The 16460-nt window shown below is 67.5% G+C and carries 16 protein-coding genes; 8 read left to right on the forward strand and 8 right to left on the reverse strand.

Annotated elements, in window-relative coordinates:
- The first annotated feature begins 1 nt into the window (after position 1).
- Both H623_RS0105720 and H623_RS18070 read left to right on the forward strand, forming a co-directional pair.
- Positions 2–1837: a thiamine pyrophosphate-requiring protein gene (locus H623_RS0105720; RefSeq protein WP_022899986.1), complete on the forward strand. Its 1836-nt coding sequence runs from the start codon at positions 2–4 to the stop codon at positions 1835–1837.
- Positions 1830–2996 carry an enolase C-terminal domain-like protein gene (locus tag H623_RS18070; protein ID WP_022899987.1) on the forward strand — a complete coding sequence of 389 codons (1167 nt, stop codon included), beginning with the start codon at positions 1830–1832 and terminating at the stop codon, positions 2994–2996. The genes H623_RS0105720 and H623_RS18070 overlap by 8 nt, the downstream gene beginning before the upstream one ends.
- A 163-nt stretch (positions 2997–3159) precedes the next feature.
- Here H623_RS18070 and H623_RS0105730 read toward each other — a convergent pair whose 3' ends face one another.
- Complete coding sequence (locus tag H623_RS0105730; protein WP_022899988.1) at positions 3160–3525, reverse strand: DUF7882 family protein; 366 nt, start codon at positions 3523–3525, stop codon at positions 3160–3162.
- A 218-nt stretch (positions 3526–3743) separates the two neighbouring features.
- Positions 3744–5534: a molybdopterin-dependent oxidoreductase gene (locus H623_RS0105735; protein WP_022899989.1), complete on the reverse strand. Its 1791-nt coding sequence runs from the start codon at positions 5532–5534 to the stop codon at positions 3744–3746.
- A gap of 443 nt (positions 5535–5977) precedes the next feature.
- Here H623_RS0105735 and H623_RS0105740 point away from each other — a divergent pair, with 443 nt between their 5' ends.
- Positions 5978–6181, forward strand: coding sequence for a hypothetical protein (locus H623_RS0105740; protein WP_022899990.1), 204 nt, complete (start codon positions 5978–5980; stop codon positions 6179–6181).
- Positions 6182–6201: 20 nt separating this feature from the next.
- Here H623_RS0105740 and H623_RS18075 read toward each other — a convergent pair whose 3' ends face one another.
- From H623_RS18075 to H623_RS18080, 3 genes are all read right to left on the reverse strand, one after another.
- A complete protein-coding gene (locus tag H623_RS18075) occupies positions 6202–6894 on the reverse strand; it encodes a phosphatase PAP2 family protein (RefSeq protein ID WP_022899991.1) in 693 nt (230 codons plus the stop codon).
- Between the two features lie 67 nt (positions 6895–6961).
- Entirely contained in the window at positions 6962–7762 is an 801-nt protein-coding gene (locus tag H623_RS0105750; RefSeq protein WP_022899992.1) for an SDR family oxidoreductase, read from the reverse strand.
- 4 nt (positions 7763–7766) lie between these two features.
- Entirely contained in the window at positions 7767–8318 is a 552-nt protein-coding gene (locus tag H623_RS18080) for a MarR family winged helix-turn-helix transcriptional regulator (RefSeq protein ID WP_022899993.1), read from the reverse strand.
- A gap of 282 nt (positions 8319–8600) precedes the next feature.
- Between H623_RS18080 and H623_RS0105760 the strand changes: the two genes are divergently transcribed.
- Positions 8601–9803 (forward strand): MFS transporter, encoded by a 1203-nt coding sequence (locus tag H623_RS0105760; RefSeq protein WP_022899994.1) that lies wholly within the window; start codon positions 8601–8603, stop codon positions 9801–9803.
- Between the two features lie 130 nt (positions 9804–9933).
- Here H623_RS0105760 and H623_RS18085 read toward each other — a convergent pair whose 3' ends face one another.
- The gene (locus tag H623_RS18085; protein WP_245558906.1) at positions 9934–11502 is read right to left on the reverse strand and encodes an MFS transporter; all 1569 of its coding nucleotides are present in this window, start codon (positions 11500–11502) and stop codon (positions 9934–9936) included.
- A 61-nt stretch (positions 11503–11563) separates the two neighbouring features.
- Between H623_RS18085 and H623_RS0105770 the strand changes: the two genes are divergently transcribed.
- On the forward strand, positions 11564–12025 hold the full coding sequence (locus H623_RS0105770) for a MarR family winged helix-turn-helix transcriptional regulator (RefSeq protein WP_022899996.1): 462 nt from the start codon (positions 11564–11566) through the stop codon (positions 12023–12025).
- A 93-nt stretch (positions 12026–12118) separates the two neighbouring features.
- On the opposite strand, the gene H623_RS18090 is transcribed toward H623_RS0105770, so the two are convergent.
- Positions 12119–12727 (reverse strand): DoxX family protein, encoded by a 609-nt coding sequence (locus tag H623_RS18090; RefSeq protein WP_022899997.1) that lies wholly within the window; start codon positions 12725–12727, stop codon positions 12119–12121.
- Between the two features lie 180 nt (positions 12728–12907).
- Between H623_RS18090 and msrA the strand changes: the two genes are divergently transcribed.
- Positions 12908–13423: a peptide-methionine (S)-S-oxide reductase MsrA gene (msrA, locus tag H623_RS0105780; protein WP_022899998.1), complete on the forward strand. Its 516-nt coding sequence runs from the start codon at positions 12908–12910 to the stop codon at positions 13421–13423.
- 140 nt (positions 13424–13563) lie between these two features.
- On the opposite strand, the gene H623_RS0105785 is transcribed toward msrA, so the two are convergent.
- Complete coding sequence (locus H623_RS0105785) at positions 13564–14340, reverse strand: IclR family transcriptional regulator (protein ID WP_022899999.1); 777 nt, start codon at positions 14338–14340, stop codon at positions 13564–13566.
- 197 nt (positions 14341–14537) lie between these two features.
- On the opposite strand from H623_RS0105785, the gene H623_RS18095 reads away from it, so the two are divergent.
- Together H623_RS18095 and H623_RS0105795 are read left to right on the forward strand one after the other, a co-directional pair.
- Positions 14538–15539: a carbohydrate ABC transporter permease gene (locus tag H623_RS18095; protein WP_022900000.1), complete on the forward strand. Its 1002-nt coding sequence runs from the start codon at positions 14538–14540 to the stop codon at positions 15537–15539.
- Positions 15536–16432 carry a carbohydrate ABC transporter permease gene (locus H623_RS0105795; protein WP_022900001.1) on the forward strand — a complete coding sequence of 299 codons (897 nt, stop codon included), beginning with the start codon at positions 15536–15538 and terminating at the stop codon, positions 16430–16432. The genes H623_RS18095 and H623_RS0105795 overlap by 4 nt, the downstream gene beginning before the upstream one ends.
- The last annotated feature ends 28 nt before the right edge of the window (positions 16433–16460 follow it).

Here is a 16460-nt window from a genome sequence, read left to right on the forward strand (position 1 = left end):
GATGGCGAAGACGGTCAGTGACGTTCTCATCGATCGACTGAAGGACTGGGGCGTGCACCGCGTCTACGGATTCCCGGGCGACGGGATCGGCGCATTCGACGGCGCGCTCGGCAAGAACGAGAGCGAGGAGGGCGGTATCGAGTACATCCGCCCGACGCATGAGGAGATCTGCGCCCTGATGGCCACGGCGCACGCGAAGTGGACGGGTGAGGTCGGCGTGTGCATCGCCACGTCGAGCCCCGGAGGATTCCACATGCTGAACGGCCTGTACGACGCGCAGATGGACAACCAGCCGGTGGTCGCGATCGTGGGCCAGCAGGGCCTCGACTCGCTGGGCACGTTCACCCAGCAGGAGAGCAATCTGGAGCGGGTGTTCCAGGATGTCGCGTGCTACGTGCAGACCATCGTCGCGCCCCCGCAGGCCGAGGCCGTCATCGACACCGCGTTCCGCACCGCGCTGGCGCGGCGCCAGCCGGCGGTGATCGTGCTGCCGCACGACGTGCAGGCGATGAAGGCGGTCGCCCCGCCGGTCGCGCACTGGGTGGCGCGGGCGAGTCGCGAACCGGCATCCACCGACATCACGCCCAGTGAGGTGGAGCTGCGCAAGGCCGCGGACATCCTGAACGCGGGTGAGCGCGTCACGTTCCTCGTCGGTGCCGGCGCGCAGGGCGCCACCGACGAAGTGCTGAAGGCCGCCGAGCTCACAGGCGCCGGCATCATCACGGCGCTGCGCGGCAAGGACGTCATCCCGGGCGACGTGCCGTACCACACGCAGCAGGTCGGGCTGCTCGGCACGCTGCCGAGCCTGCACCAGATGCACGAGTGCGACACGCTGCTCATGCTCGGCACGAACTATCCGTATGGGGAGTTCCTGCCCGAGACCGGCGCGGCCAGGGGCATCCAGGTGGACTTGAAGCCCGAGCAGATGGGCATTCGCTATCCCACCGAGGTCAACCTGTGGGGCGACGTGAAGGCCACGCTGAAGGCGCTCATGCCGATGCTCGAGCCGAAGGACGACCTGTCGTGGCAGCGCAAGATCGTCGATGAGATGCAGGGCTGGGAGCGCGAGGAAGAAGCGGAGGCGATGGTCGACTACGACGACGGCGCCAACCCGAGACGGTTCTACTTCGAGCTGAACAAGCGGCTCCCCGACAACGCGGTGGTGACTGCCGACGCGGGCACCACGGCCGACTGGTACGCCCACCACCTGCGCTTCAAGCGCGGTATGCGCGGCGACCTCTCCGGCCGCCTGGCCACCATGCTGGCGGCGATGCCGTACGCCACGGCGGCGAAGTTCGCCTTCCCCGACCGCCCGGTGATCTGCACCATCGGCGACGGCGCGTTCCAGATGCTCGGCATGAACGAGCTGATCACCATGAAGAAGTACCTGCACCGATTCGGCAACAAACAGCTCGTCGTGCTGATCCTGCACAACAACGACCTCGGTCAGGTCTCGTGGGAGATGCGCACCGAAGACGCCAACCCGGTCTGGCGCACCGCGCAAGACGTGGAGTCCGTCGACTACGCCGGCTACGCGCGGCTTCTCGGGTTCCAGGGCATCAGGGTGGAGAAGGACGAGGATGCCGCCGGTGCCATCGAGACGGCGCTCGCGTTCGACGGCGTCACCGTCATCGACGCCATGGTGAGCCGCAACATCCCGCCGCTGCCGCCGCACATCACGAAGGAGTACGCGAAGAACACCGGTCTCGCCCTGCTGAAGGGCGATCCGTTCGAGCTGAATGTGATCAAGGACTCGGCAGCGGCGCTGGCCACCGAGGGTGTCGAGCGGGTGAAGGGTGCGCTGCACCTCGGCCGGGACGACAAGGGCGATGACTGATCACTCGTCCGGCGGCTCGCGCGCGATGCACGGGCCGCCGGTGCGTGCCGTGCGAGCGCGTACCTACGTGGTCCCCACGACCTACGACGGCGACCCCATGCCGGAGTCCGACGGCACGGCGCGGTGGGACTCCACCGGCGTGCTCGTCGTCGAGGTCGAGGCGGGCGGATGCACGGGGCTCGGCTACGCCTACACGTCGCCCGCCGCGCTCGGCGTGGTGCGCGACGTGCTCGCCGGAGTGCTGCTCGACGACGAGGATGCCGGTGGCGTGTTCGCGACCCAGCGGCACTTCTGGTCCATGGCGCGCGCGGTGCGCAACATGGGCTGGCGCGGCATCGCGGCGAGCGCGGTGTCGGCACTCGACGTCGCGCTGCACGACGCGAAGGCGAGACTGCTGGGCGTTTCTCTGCTCGAGCTGCTCGGGGCATCCGCTGATCGAGTCATGGCCTACGGCAGCGGCGGGTTCACGACCTACACCGACACGCAGCTGAGGCAGCAGTTCGCGGGCTGGGCCGAGCGTGGCTTGCGGGCTGTGAAGATGAAGGTCGGCACAGATTCCGCGGCGGATCCGTCGCGCGTGCGCGCGGCGCGCGACGCGATCGGCGCCGACATCGACCTCTTCGTGGACGCGAACGGCGCGTACGACCGCAAGCAGGCGCTCGAGTTCGCAGAGCGGTTCTTCGCGGACGCCCAGGTGAGCTGGTTCGAGGAGCCGGTCTCCAGCGACGATACGGACGGGCTCCGCCTGCTGCGCGATCGAGCGCCGGCGGGCATGCGGATCGCCGCCGGCGAATACGGCTACGTGCCCACCGACTTCCGGCTGCTGCTGGAGGCCGGAGCGGTCGACGTGCTGCAGGCCGATGCGACGCGCTGCGGCGGCGTCACCGGATTCCGGAACGCCGCCGAGCAGTGCATCGCACGGGGCCTGCCGCTGAGCGCGCACACGGCGCCGGCTCTGCATGCCACGCTCGCGGCATCCGTCGAGCCCGCCGTGAATGTGGAGTACTTCCATGACCACGCGCTCATCGAGTCGCTGCTATTCGATGGCGTGCCAGAACTGATCGACGGATGCCTGGTGCCCGACACCTCCCGCCCCGGCCACGGCCTCGTCACCAGCGGCCGCGGCGAGGACTATCTCACCAGCGAGTGGGAGAGCTGACGGGTCTCACGGCGACGGGTCTCGTGACAACGGCCTCACGACGACGGGGGGAGTCGCCGTGAGGCCGTTCATCGTGAGGCGATCCGGTCCACGAAAACCGCCGTCCGGAGTCACCGGGGCAGTGCACGTTCCGTTTCGCGGCCGCCTTCCGTCGCGCGCCTGCTCAGGCCACCTTGCGCATGGGGTGAGCGTCGCGGTCCGGGCGCTGTTGTCCCGCGCGCCCGGCGTGGGCGGGAGATCCGTCTTCGTCCAGCACGACAAGGCCGCGCGAGCCGTTCGCCTCCGCCTCCAGCAACTGGATCCATTCCCGGTTGATGGCCGGGATGCGTGAACCCAGGTAGCGGAAGTAGACGGGCACGTCGGCGGACATCCACATCGATGCCCGGCCGCTGCCGATGGAGAGGTCGTCGAGCCACGACATCAGGAACGACTCCCGACGCCGGAACTTGTTCACGATGACGATCTCGAGGTGCGTCAGGAGGCGGTCCTCGAACTCGACGTCTTGCGGTCCATAGATCATCGTTCCCATAGTTCTGCTCCTCGTTCCTCGGCTATCACGGTCGACTCGCGAAATGTCACGATTCGATCTCGCTAACAAGCAAAGAGAAGAAGCACTGAGAGCCACAAGGGGACCCCCCATATGAGGGACCCCCTTGACAACCGGGTGCGGCGGTGCTTACGCCCGGACGCGTGCTTGCGCCCGAGCCTACGGCGGGAGCGGCGTGCGTCGCGCTCGCCGTGGCATCCTCAGATCGATTGGCTGTACCCGAAGAACTCGTGGTCGTTGTTGTACCCGCCCTGGCCGCCGCCGACCTCGGAGAAGTGCTCGACGAACTCGATGCCCTTGATCCACTTGACCATCTTGAAGCCGAGTTGCACCTCGTTGCGCAGCCTGAGCGGAGCTCCGTGGCCGAACGAGAGCGGTTCGTCGTTCATGTCGTACGCGAGCATCGTCAGCTCATAGGACATCTGCTCGATGGGCTGGGCGTCGTAGTAGATGCCGCCGTCGGATCCCTCGCCGAAGGAGTAGAAGATCACCCACTTCGCTTCCGGGCGGGGCTTCACGACGTCGAGGATGGTGCGCATCGAGACGCCGCCCCACTTGGCGACGCCCGACCAGCCCTGAATGCAGAAGTGCTGCGTGATCTGCGAGTGGTGAGCGAGCTCGCGCAGCTGCACGAGGTCGAGGTCGACCGGGTTGTCGACCAGGCCGCCGACGTGCAGACGATAGTCGGCGAAATTGCGTTCCCGCAGGGCGACGTACTCGGCGCTGTCGGGGTATCGGCCGTTGTGCCAGAAGTAGGGGGAGATGTCGTCCTGGCCGTATTGCTTCGGTCCCGCATCGACGTGCTCGAAGAGGCGCTGCGCCGGTCCGATCAGGGCGTACCCGACCTTCTGGATCACTCGGGGATACCGGTAGGTGACCGGCGTCGCCGCAACCCAGCCGACGACCACGATGACCATCGCGAGCACGAAGATCCAGAACCCGACCCAGGAGTCGTCGTTGCGACTGGCGAACATGTGGTTGAGGTTGCGCAGGGCGCCGGTGGCCATCACGAGCGTGACGTGCACGACGATGAAAGCCACGAACCAGACCATCACGAGGAAGTGCAGGGAACGGGCGACCTGGATGCTCAGCACCTTGCTCAGGCGATGGAACCTCGTGGAGAGCGCCGGAGACATCCCGAGCCCGGTGATCAGAGCCAGTGGTGCCGCAATGAAGACCGTGATGAAGTAGGCGATCAGCTGCAGGCTGTTGTAGTTCGTCCAGCCCGTCTCCAGCGGCCAGTTCATGGACAGGTACTGGATCGCCACCGAGATCGCGTTCGAGATGACGTCCCAGTGCAGGGGCACCAGGCGCACCCACTGCCCGGTGCAGAAGATGAGCACGTAGAAGACGATCCCGTTGAGCAGCCACAGCGTGTCCACCCCGAGGTGCCACCAGCGGGCGAGGCCGATGGTGTGGCGTCGGCCCGGCAGCCCGACGCCCGACGGCAGGGAGATCGAGTCCTCCTTGGCGGTGTAGAGCGGATTGGCCGGGATGGGCTTCTGCATGCGGAACCAGTTCTTGCCGGGCCCGCTGTGCCTCGTCCAGTACAGGCGCGGATGGTCGGCGAGGATCTGCCATCCGGAGCGGATGATGAAGATCATCAAGAAGAGGTTGAAGAAGTGCTGCCAGCCGACCCAGGCGGGGAACCCGACGGGCGCCCAGGAGGGCAGCTCGGAGGTGCCGGGGTAGGTGTGCATGAAATCCTGCACGGCCGGGATCTCGCGAAGCCCCCGTGCCACCGCGATGGCCGCGATGAGAATGACGAACGCGATCGGGATCAGCCAGAGCAGGTTGAACCACTTGGTGTGCCCGATGCGGATGCGCGGTGCCACGCCGTACTGCGCCGGGATGCCGCCGGCCCAGTCGTCATCGATGACGTCCTTCTGCTTGCGCGTCAGTTCGTCGCGGTAGGTCTGCACCACGTCGGGCACTTCGTCCTTCGCCGGTGCGGGGATGTCTGCGGGGACGGGGCGGTCAGAAGCGGTCATGGCCGCGCGGCTTTCCCGATGCGCGCCGCCGAGAACGCTGCGGCCGCGGGGCTGCCGGTGGCCAAGGGATGGTGAGCGACGAATCTCATCTGCAGGATCAACTCCTCACGCGTTAAAACGGATATTAGTCCGGTAAAACGGATTCGAGCCTGCGAGATCCGACATCGGCGTTCCGCGGCATGCGTGAGCGGTGCAGAGCGGCAGGCTTCTGGTCACAGAACGGGAGGCTCCTGGTCGCAGAGCGGCAGGCTCCTGGCCACAGAACGACAGGCTCCTGGTCACAGAACGGCAACGAACCCCTTAGAACGCCTTCAGTCCGTTCCGATCGCGTCTTCGGCTCGCGCTCGCAGACTGGTCGACGGGCGAACGACGGAGCTCACCCGCAACAGGAGGTCGGCCGTGTCTCAGGCCGAGGCACGGCCCGGGAGTGCATCGGGGGCGCCATGAGTGTCACGTCGTTCATCAGGAACACCTACGATCCGGATACCCGCCAGCAGGCACCGTCAGCGGTGCTCGTGCGTATGCTGCTCATCCTCTTCGGCGGCCTGGTGGTCGCGGCGATCGCGGTCGCACTCGTTCTCGGCGTCGCCGCCCTGATCTGGGGCGGCACGATCGTGAGCCTCGTGCAGCAGATCGCGGGAGCGTAGCAAGACGGACGGATGCCGCACTAACGCCGTGTCGGCATCCGTCTGCCCCGCAGCAGCGCCCGCACCACGAGGTTCCACAGCCATGCGACGAGGAGGGCGCCGGCGACTCCGGCGAGCACTGCGCCGAGGATGTCGGTGGCGTAGTGGGCGCCGACATAGACGCGCGACCACGCGGTGGTGGCCACGAAGAGAACTCCGACGACCGCCGCGATGATGCGGGAGACGAGCCCGGTGCAGACCAGCACGACGGCCATGGTGAGCGTCACGGCGAACACGGTGTGCCCGCTCGGGTAGCTCAGGGTCGCGTGCGTGACGTGGAGGTGGTATGAGATGGCGTCCCACGGCGGTCGAGGCTCGGCGACGACCGCCTTCGGGATGAGGCAGAAGAGCCATCCGCCCCCCGCGATCAGCACCGCCGCGAGGGCGCGCGGCCATGACACGAACAGGCCGACGAGAACCCCGAGGATCGCCAGGCAGACGGCGACGACGCGCACGGAGTCCAGATTGTCGAGCGCCAGCGCGATGGAGTCGAGGAATGAGCCGTGCGCGGTGTTCACCGCCCGGTTGACGGACAGCTGCGCGGCGAGCCAGGCGGGCGACGCCTTCGCGATGAAGCCGAGCAGGAACGTCGCAGCCCAGAGCACGAGAGCGATCACGAGCGAGCCGCGCGGAGCGGCGACGAGCGGCGATCTGCGGAAGCGGTGGGAGGGCATCCTGCCAGTCTGTCGGCTCGAGGCCGCCAGCGGCTTCGCGGCACGCGACCGGGTGCTGCGAGTGCGCTCAGGCCTTGTCGTTCCACGACCAGATGTCGTCGCCGCGCAGCGAGGCGTCCGCACCGCCGTCGTCGTAGATGACCTGGCCGGCGAGGTGCGTGTTCTCCATGCCCGTCAGCCAGATCAGCAGGTTCGCGATCGACTCCGGCGGCTGGTGCGAGTTCAGCGGCATCGGCACGTTCTTGTCGACCATGGCGGCGCCCTCAGGGGTCCTGAGCAGGTCGGCGGTCATCGGGGTGATCACAGTTCCGGGAGCGACGGCGTTGAGGGGGATGCCCGCACCCGCCCACTCGGGCGTGACCGACTGCCGGCGCACCCATCGCGACAGCGCGCGCTTCGACGACGGATAGACCAGGTAACCGACCTGGGGTCCTTGCTCGGCTAGGTCCGCCGCGATCGAGAGCGCCTTCTGCTCGTCTCCGTCGAGGGCGGCCTCGACGAGCTCGCTCGAATTCGACTGCAGCGATGCCATCGACGACACGACGGCGGCGCGCGGCGCCTCCGACTTCGCCAGCGCCGGAAGGAGGGCGGTGAGCAGTTCGGTCACACCGAAGTAGTTGACCGAGATGGTCTTCGGAATGGGTGCCGAGATGCCGGCGCAGGCGATCACGCCGTCGATGGTGCCGCCGGTCAGTTCGATGACGCGCGCGGCGGCGTCCGCCCGGCCCTCCGCCGTGGACAGATCCGCCTCGACATCGGCGTTCTTCAGGTCGATGCCGATCACGCGTTCGCCGCGCTCGGTGAGGATGCGGGCGGTCGTCGCGCCGATCCCGGATGCGGAGCCCGTGACGGCATACGTGCGAGCCATGTGTTTACCTCTCTTCTTTCTGCGCGGTGCTCTCGCCCGCGCGAGTCTTCGACAGCGACGCGGATGTCTCGCCGGCGGTGAGCGCTGCGACGAACCTCGACAGGTTCCGGGCGAACGCGTCGGCACCGGCGGCATCCCACTCGGAAAGCGCGCCGCGCACCATCACGACGCCCTCGCGCACCAGGCGTCGGTACGCCTCGGCGCCCGCGGTCGACAGGGAGACGATGGATGCCCGTCCGTCGGCGGCATCGGCGCTGCGGTCGATAAGGCCCGCCGCTGCAAGCCGTCGCAGTTGTTTGCTCATGGTGGGGCGGCTCAATCGCAGCGTGTCGGCGAGGGTGCTCGAGCGTTGCGGACCGGTGCGGCCGAGGGCGTAGAGCGGCTGCACATCGCCGGGCTCCACGGCCACGCCTGCGCGGAGCGCGATCTCCTCCTGGGTGGCGACCGAGCCCCAGTTCGCGACGAGGGCCGTCAGCGCGGCGAGCAGCTCGAGCTCGGGAGCCTGAACAGCGCCCTTCGCGACCGGCTGTGTGGTCGTCGCCGGCTGTGTGGTCATGCAGGCAGCTTACGCCATATCGTTGCCAGAGGCAACTAATACGCGGACGGTTCGCAACGGGGCGAGACCCGCGTGGTGTCACGGACGAGCGTGCGTGTCACCGAGTGCGGGCGTTCACTTTTCACGCTCGGCGTGTGCACAAGCAGAAACATGAGAGCGCGATCTCGAATCGATTCGAGGTTTGTGGCAAAGTAGCAGGCGAACTGTCGAGGCGCTGCGCAGGCCGCGCCGCTCGTCACCACTCGGACCGCACCACGACCCGCCCGAAAGGCCTCACCGTCGATGTCTGACACCGCCGTCTCTGTGGACGCCCGCGCACTGAAGCGCTGGCGCAACGCCGTCTGCCTCGCCTTCGGCATCGGCGGCATCACCGTCGCCTCCTGGGGGCCGCGACTGCCCGCGGTGAAGGCGGATCTGCACGCCGACACCGCGATGATCGGCGTGATCCTCGCCTGCGTGACGGTGGGCTCGATCTGCGGGCTCGTGGCATCCACGCCGATCCTGCACTGGCTTCGGAGCCGCCGCGCCATCGGCGGCGCGATCCTGGTGAGTGCGGCCGCGATGGCGCTGATGGGCGTCGCGGTCGCAGCCGGGTCGATCCCGCTGGTCGTCGTCGCGTTCATCGTGGTGGGCTTCGGCATCGGCACGCTCGACGTGCTGATCAACGTGGAGGGCTCGGCCATCGAGAGGGCTGCTCGACGAACGCTGATGCCGCTTTTGCACGGAGCGTGGTCCGTCGGAGCAGCCGTCGGAGCCGGGATCGGGGCGGCGTGCACTGCCCTCGGCATCAGCCCGGCGGCGCAGTTCGTCGGTGAGGCGGTGCTCATCGCAGCGCTCGCGTTCGTGATCGCCCCGGCGATGGCGCCCGGGAGACGAGCCGAAGACGCCCCCGCCGAGCAGACCCGCTGGCAGAAGGTGCTCCAGTGGCTGCGCGGCTGGCTCGACTGGCGCCTGCTGCTGATCGGCGTGGTCATGCTCGGCGTCGAGCTCGGCGAAGGATCCGCCAACAACTGGTTGACGCTCGCCGCGCACAACGACCACGGCCTGACCGCAACGGTAGCGGCCCTGTTCTTCACGGTGTTCGCCGTGGGGGAGGCGCTCACCCGCATCTTCGGCGGGCCGGCCGTCGACAGGCTGGGCCGTGTGCGCACCATCCGTTACACGACTGCGCTCGGGGTCATCGGCGTGGCGCTCTTCATCCTCGGCGGCAGCCCGTGGCTCGTGCTGCTCGGAGTGCTGCTCTGGGCCGTCGGTGTCTCGATGGGATTCCCGCTCGGGATGTCTGCGGCGGCGGAGAGCGGGCCGAACCCCGCCGCTCGGGTCAGCGTGGTGGCATCCATCGGGTACTTCGCCAACCTTGCCGGTCCGCCCGCCATCGGCCTGTTCGCCGAGAACGTCGGACTGCTGAACTCGCTGTGGATCGTGGTCGCGCTGATGGTTGCGGCGTTCGTCGTGGCTGGGGCGCTGCGTCCGCGCAAAGTCTGAGCGGGCTGTCCTGCCCGGCGCCCGGTTTCGCTCGCCTCTCGGGACGGCGGAGCGTCGAGACGACGGACAGGGTGGCATCGTGGTGGCACGGCGGCAGGAGCGGCGACGATACTCGCGAGTCGCGTGTTCGTCAGTGCCCGCCCGCACCGGCCTCCGGCTTGCCAGGGATCGCTGCCGCGAGCACGGCCGCCAGGAGCGCGCCCCCGCATCCGATGCACAACGAGACGAGCAGACCACCGAGCGTCGGGATGTCGTACCCGCCGAGACTCTGCACCATCTCGGCGAGAACGACGCCGACGATCGCGGCGGAGATCGTGGTGCCGAGCGATCGCATCAGCGAGTTGAGGCCGTTCGCCGACGCCTTCTCGCTCGCCGGCACCGCACCCATGATGAGCGCCGGCATGGCGCCGAGGCCGAGCCCGATGCCGCAGCCGACGATCGTCGTGCCGACGCAGAGCAGGATGAGTGTGGTCGCGATGAGCGACGTGTCCGCGGGCCCGGGCGTGCGGTTGCCGATCGTGCCGAGCACGACCGCGGCGACGCCGTAGCCGATCGCGATGACGACGCCGGAGGCGATGAGCGTGACCTTCGGTCCGTAGCGGCGGCTGACGTTCGCTCCGAGCTTCGAGACCGCGAACATCCCGAGCCCCATCGGCATGATCCACAAGCCCATGCCGAGCAGCGTCTGCCCGAGCCCGTAGCCGAGGTCGACCGGCAGTTCGAGCGCCTGCGGCACGATGAGATTCAGCGCATACATCGCGAAGCCGATCAGGATGGACGCGAGGTTCGTCAGCAGGACGACCGGGCGCGCGGTGGTGCGCAGGTCGACGAGGGGTCCGCGGCGACGCAGCTCGTACCAGCCCCAGGCGAGCAGTACGACCACGCCGCCCACCATCATCCCGAGCGTGAGTGCGCTGTCCCAACCCCAGTCGGCGCCTTTCGAGACGCCGAGTAGCAGCGCCACCAGGCCGACAGCTAGGCCGAGGGTGCCGACGTAGTCGAACGACTCGCTCGACCGCGCCGGAGTCGTGCCCGGCACCGACACCATGATCGCGACGAGCGCGAGCACCGCCACGGCGGCGGTTCCCCAGAACAGCACCCGCCAGTCGGCGTACTGAGTCACTGCGGCGGCGAGCGGCAGTCCGAGCGCCCCGCCGATGCCCATCGACGAACTCATCAGCGCGATCGCGGCGCCGGCCTTGTCGCGGGGAAGGATGTCATGGAGCAGGGCGATTCCGAGAGGGACGGCGCCGGTGGCCAAGCCCTGCAGCGCGCGACCGATGATCATCGTCACCACGTCGGGCGCGAAGGCGCACACCGCGGAGCCGACGATGAACGGGATGACCGACAGCACCAGCAGACGCTTCTTGCCGTACATGTCGGCCAGCCGTCCGAGCACCGGCGTCGTGATCGCGCCGACGAGCAGTGTGACCGTGATGATCCACGAGGTGTTCGATGCGGACGTCGAGAAGATCTTCGGCAGCTCCACGATGATCGGCACGAGCAGGGTCTGCGCGAGCGAGACCACGATGCCGGTGATCGCGAGCACCGCCACGACCGTGCCCGTGGCGCCGGGAACGGGCGGCGTTCCGGTGCCACGGACGCGGCGGCGAACCGGCGAACCGGCACCGGAAGCATCGCGGACCGGAACGCGGGGGATGTCATCGGTGGCGGTCGAGAGGGAGTCTGCGTGGGTCACATATGCATCATACATATAATGTGCATGATGCACATTTTGAATTCTTTGCGAGCATGAAGTCATGAAGCGCGACCCGATCGACGTCATCGAATACGAGACGATGCTCTTCGGGCGCCACCTCATGACGCTGCCCGGGCGCTCACGCCGCTCGGGCGGCACACTCGACCAGAGCGCCTACACGCTGCTCAATCTGCTCGAAGTGGGCGGGCCGATGAGCATCGGAGAGCTGGTCTCGGTGACGGGACTCGATGCATCCACGCTGAATCGCCAGACCGCGGCGCTGGTGCGTGGCGGCCACTCCGAACGCATCGCCGCGTCCGACGGCGGCATCGCGCGCAAGTTCCGGCTGACTCCGGCGGGCGCGGCGGCGTTGGCCGAGGAGCGCGCCGCCAGTCGCGCTTCGCTCGCCGTCATCGTCGAAGACTGGCCGAGAGCTGATCGGGAGCGATTCGCGACTCTGCTGCAGAAGCTCAACCGCACCATCGAGGAGCGCAGCGGTCGACAATGGCCGCGTGTGGAGTGAGTGTGCGTGCGGCGGCAGGGGGAGGAAAGCGCCGACCGCGTACCGCTCTGGCGATGCGGCGTCGGCGACGACGTCAGCGTCTGCAGTGCAGCGCTACTCGTCGCTCTCCTCGTCGTCGAGATCGTCCCAGTCGTCAGAGGAATCGGTCTCATCGTTCGTCGACGACTCGGCCGAGTCGCTGACGGTCGATGTCGCGCCCGCCGTGTCGCCGATGCCGCCCGCCGGAGCGAACCGCTTGCCGGCGGCGATCGCCAGCGCAGACCCGGCGGCGCCGGCGAGCAGCGCGAACACCGTCCACCCCGTTCCCCAGCGCGAGCGCCCGAACGCGCCATCCACGGAGGCCCGTCCCGGCTTCTCCGCGAGAGCGGCCGCCACCGCGATCATCACGAGGTTGAACTCGACGCCGCCCTTCCCGTTCCAGAGCCCGTTCTTGGCATGAACCTTGCGCACCGCCGTCAACATCGTGGCGATGAGCCCGGCCGACGCGAGCGGCGTGGCGGCGCCCAGTGCGAGGGCGGCACCTCCGGCAGTCTCGGCGAGCCCGGCTGCGCGCGCCTGGAGGCCGACGGGATGCATGTCGAGGGCATCCATCATCTTCTCGGTCTGCTCGATGCCCCCGCCGCCGAACAGACCGGCCAGCTTCTGCAGCCCGTGCCCGACGAACAGCAGCCCGACGACGACCCTCAGGATGAACGTGCCCACGAGACCCCCTCGACTCGGTTATCCGTGTTCTGTTCTATACGTGTTGCCGCCCCTTCGGGTGGGAACTTTCGTCGAGGCGTCTGTGTTGTCTCTCACGACGTCGGCGAACGGATGCCTCGCAGCCGTCACTGAGGCATCCGACCGAGAATGAGACGGCCGACGAGTGAGGAGACTTCGATCATGACGACCGAGCGAGCGATTCTGGCGAGCGGATGCTTCTGGGGTGCGCAGGAACTGCTGCGCAAGAAGCCGGGTGTGATCTCGACGCGCACGGGGTACTCCGGTGATGCGAACACGCCGGATGCCACGTACCGGCATCACGGGGACCACGCGGAGTCCGTGGAGATCGTCTTCGACCCCGACGTGATCAGCTACCGCGAGATCTTGGAGTTCTTCTTCCAGATCCACGACCCGTCGACGAAGAACCGTCAAGGCAACGACATCGGCCGCAGCTACCGTTCGGCGATCTTCTACACCTCGCCGGAGCAGGAGCGCGTGGCCCGCGACACCATCGCCGACGTGGACGCCTCCGGTCTCTGGCCGGGCAAGGTCGTCACCGAGGTGGAGCCGGCAGGCGACTTCTGGGAGGCCGAGGAGGAGCACCAGGACTACCTGCAGAAGTACCCGGCCGGGTACACCTGCCACTACGTGCGCCCCGAGTGGCGGCTGCCGCACCGCGAGGCGCAGACCGCGTAGCGCTGCACCTGTCTTCTGACCTGCGGACCCCGGGCGGGCTCGTCCCCCGCCGCCTTCGTCCGTGAGACATACGAATCGGGCCGAGACGCCGCTCCACGCGGTGCGTCTCGGCCCGATTCGTATGTTTGACGGCCCCGGCGCTACGCCGGGATCGCCGAGATGAGGCCGAGACCGACGCTGATGCGGTCGGCCGTCTCGATCGCCTCTTCTGACAGCGACTCGAGATCGTGGTCGCGCATCACTGTGAGCCGGCCCGAGATGGAGATGGCGGCGATCACCCTGCCGCTCGCGTTGCGGATCGGCGCCGCCACACAGACGCGGCCGAGCGCGAGCTCCTGATCCTCGAGGCAAGTACCGCGGTCCGCCGACTTCGCAAGCTCCTTCGTGAGCGCGGTGTGGTCGGTGATGGTGTTCGCCGTGAAGCGCGGCAGCTCCTCACCGAGGAGGTCGATCCGCTCCTGCTGCGAGAGGTCGAGCAGGAGGCACTTGCCGAGTGCTGACGCGTGCAGCGGCTGTCGCATGCCCACCATGGTGTGCGACTTCGGGGCCAGTGCACCCTCGAAGTGGCAGAGGTACATCACCGAAGTCTCGTCACGAACGCCCACGTTGACGCTGAGTCCCACCTTCTGGGCGAGTTCCTGAGCCGCTGCACGCGACTCGCGGTGCACGGGGTTCTGGTTCAGCCCCTGGCTCGACAGCGCGAAGATCGCCGAGCCGATCGAGTAGAGCTGGCCGTCGGGCTCCTTCTTCACGTAGTGCAGTTCTTCCAGCGTCGTGAGGAGTCGAGCCGTCGTCGATGGGCCGAGCCCGATCGTGCGTCCGATATCGGATGCCCGCAGCTGTCCGGTCTCCGACTGCCCCAACGCGTCGAGCACCGATGCCGCACGCTGGATGCTCTGGTGGATCTCTGCCGCCACGTCCGCCGTCCTTTCTCCCAGCTCCGACCGCGGCGAGGCCGCTTATTCGCTCACACTAGCGGTCCGCGCCATCCTCTGATCGATGAAAGGGCATCCAATACCGCTCAACGAATTGATCGTACCGCTGGGTGGTAATCATTGCCTGCTTGGTGGTAGCGTGATGCCCCAACGAACAACGGCGTGTATGAGGAGCCCCAGTGACGACGACGGATGTTCGGCCCGGGGTGCACCCGCCTCAGCCGACCGCGGACTCGAGTGGCGATCGCGGCAATCGCGGCAGCCGGCTGAGCGACAAGAGCTTCATCTTCTTCTTGCTGCTGCCCGGCCTGGTGCTGCTCCTCGCCATCGTTCTGTACCCGCTGGTGCGTTCGCTCGTCTCGGCTTTCTTCAAAGAGAGCCTGATCTACCCGGGCATGACCTTCGTCGGGTTCGACAACATCCTGGATGCCCTCGGCGACGACTTCGCGCCCCTCCTCGGTCAGACGCTCATCTTCACGATCGGGTCGACGGTGCTCTCGTTCGTGCTCGGCATGGCGCTCGCGCTCGTGCTGAACCAGAGCTTCCGCGGCCGGGGCGTCCTCCGCGGCGCGTTCCTGATCCCCTGGCTGGTGCCGGGCGTCGTCGTGTCCTTCCTCTGGATGTGGATCTTCGACGGCAACTACGGAGTGCTGAACGGGGTGTTGCAGCAACTGCACCTCATCGACCACCCGATCGCGTGGCTGTTCAACACGGATGCCGCGCGCGGCGCCCTGATCATCGCCAAGTCGTGGAACTCCTTCCCCTGGATGATGGTGATGCTCCTGGCCGGACTCCAAACCGTCCCCGTCGAACTGCACGAGGCGGCCGCCATGGACGGCGCCGGCTCGATAAGGCGCTTCTTCACCGTGACCTGGCCGCACGTGCGCGGGATCGCGGGGCTCGTCGTGCTGCTCGAGTTCATCTGGAACTTCCAGCACTTCGACACGATCTTCGTCCTGACCGGCGGAGGCCCGGCAGGAACGACGCAGACGTTCGCCACCGAGGTCTACGACACAGCCTTCAAGGGTTACGACCTCGGGCACGCGGGGGCGCTCGGCCTGCTCTGGATGGTTCTGCTCATGATCCTGGTCGTCGTCTACGTGACGTTCAGCGAACGCGGCGAAAAGAGCGCCACGGCTGAGAAGAGCGAACGCGCTGTGAAGAAGGAGAAGACCCGATGACCGCGCTCGACACCGAGACGGCCTTCGCCGCCGAACTCACGAGCCCACCGCGCCCCGGCCGCACGGGAAAGCGTCGACGCCCACGCTGGGGCATGTGGATCGCTCTGGTGATTCTGGCGCTGTTCGCGTTCCTTCCTCTCTATTGGCTCGCGGTAACCTCGGTCACCCCGAACGATCAAGCGTTCAGCTATCCGCCGCGGCTCTTCCCCACCGAGATCACGTTCGACCACTACCTCAAGATCTTCCGCACGCCCGCGATCTTCCGGTACCTGGAGAACAGCGTGATCGTCTCGGTGATCACGACGCTTCTGTCCGTCGCGGTCTCGATGTACATGGGCTATGCGTTCTCGAAGTTCCGCTTCCGCGGGCGCAAGTCGCTGATGTACTTCGTGCTCTCGAGCCAGATGTTCCCCCAGGCACTGCTGCTCGTCACGCTCTACGTCGTGTTCGCTCAGTTCAACCTGCTTAATACCTACCTCGCGCTCATCCTCTCGTTCACCACGTTCACGCTTCCGCTGTGCGTGTGGATGCTCAAGGGCTTCTTCGACGCGCTGCCCGACGACCTGATCGAGGCGGCCAAGATCGACGGCGCCGGGCCGTGGCGTACGTTCCACTCGGTGATACTGCCGCTCGCGGCTCCGGGCCTGGTGGCATCCGGTCTCTTCGCCTTCGTGCGCGGCTGGAACGACTTCATGTTCGCCCTCACGCTCGCCGGCCCCGAGAAGCAGACGCTGCCGCCAGGGCTCGTGAACATGTTCATCACCGAATCGAGCACGGCGTGGCCCGCCCTGATGGCGGCATCCCTCGTGGTGTCCGTTCCGGTCAGCGTGGCGTTCATCGCGCTGCAGCGCTTTTTGGTCGGCGGCGTCACCGCCGGTGCGGTCAAGGGATAGGACTGCAGATGCCCCGACTTACGACACC

This window comes from Humibacter albus DSM 18994, from assembly GCF_000421825.1.
In the GTDB taxonomy this organism is placed as follows: Bacteria; Actinomycetota; Actinomycetes; order Actinomycetales; family Microbacteriaceae; genus Humibacter; species Humibacter albus.

Bases quoted from the DNA above. Each gene is read 5' to 3' on its own strand.
- H623_RS0105740 (WP_022899990.1), top strand. From the start codon at position 5,978: ATGAGTGTCACGTCGTTCATCAGGAACACCTACGATCCGGATACCCGC.
- H623_RS0105760 (WP_022899994.1), top strand. From the start codon at position 8,601: ATGTCTGACACCGCCGTCTCTGTGGACGCCCGCGCACTGAAGCGCTGG.
- H623_RS0105735 (WP_022899989.1), bottom strand. From the start codon at position 5,534: ATGACCGCTTCTGACCGCCCCGTCCCCGCAGACATCCCCGCACCGGCG.
- H623_RS18075 (WP_022899991.1), bottom strand. From the start codon at position 6,894: ATGCCCTCCCACCGCTTCCGCAGATCGCCGCTCGTCGCCGCTCCGCGC.
- H623_RS18070 (WP_022899987.1), top strand. From the start codon at position 1,830: ATGACTGATCACTCGTCCGGCGGCTCGCGCGCGATGCACGGGCCGCCG.
- H623_RS0105730 (WP_022899988.1), bottom strand. From the start codon at position 3,525: ATGGGAACGATGATCTATGGACCGCAAGACGTCGAGTTCGAGGACCGC.
- H623_RS0105750 (WP_022899992.1), bottom strand. From the start codon at position 7,762: ATGGCTCGCACGTATGCCGTCACGGGCTCCGCATCCGGGATCGGCGCG.
- H623_RS0105770 (WP_022899996.1), top strand. From the start codon at position 11,564: ATGAAGCGCGACCCGATCGACGTCATCGAATACGAGACGATGCTCTTC.
- H623_RS0105795 (WP_022900001.1), top strand. From the start codon at position 15,536: ATGACCGCGCTCGACACCGAGACGGCCTTCGCCGCCGAACTCACGAGC.
- H623_RS18080 (WP_022899993.1), bottom strand. From the start codon at position 8,318: ATGACCACACAGCCGGCGACGACCACACAGCCGGTCGCGAAGGGCGCT.
- msrA (WP_022899998.1), top strand. From the start codon at position 12,908: ATGACGACCGAGCGAGCGATTCTGGCGAGCGGATGCTTCTGGGGTGCG.
- H623_RS0105720 (WP_022899986.1), top strand. From the start codon at position 2: ATGGCGAAGACGGTCAGTGACGTTCTCATCGATCGACTGAAGGACTGG.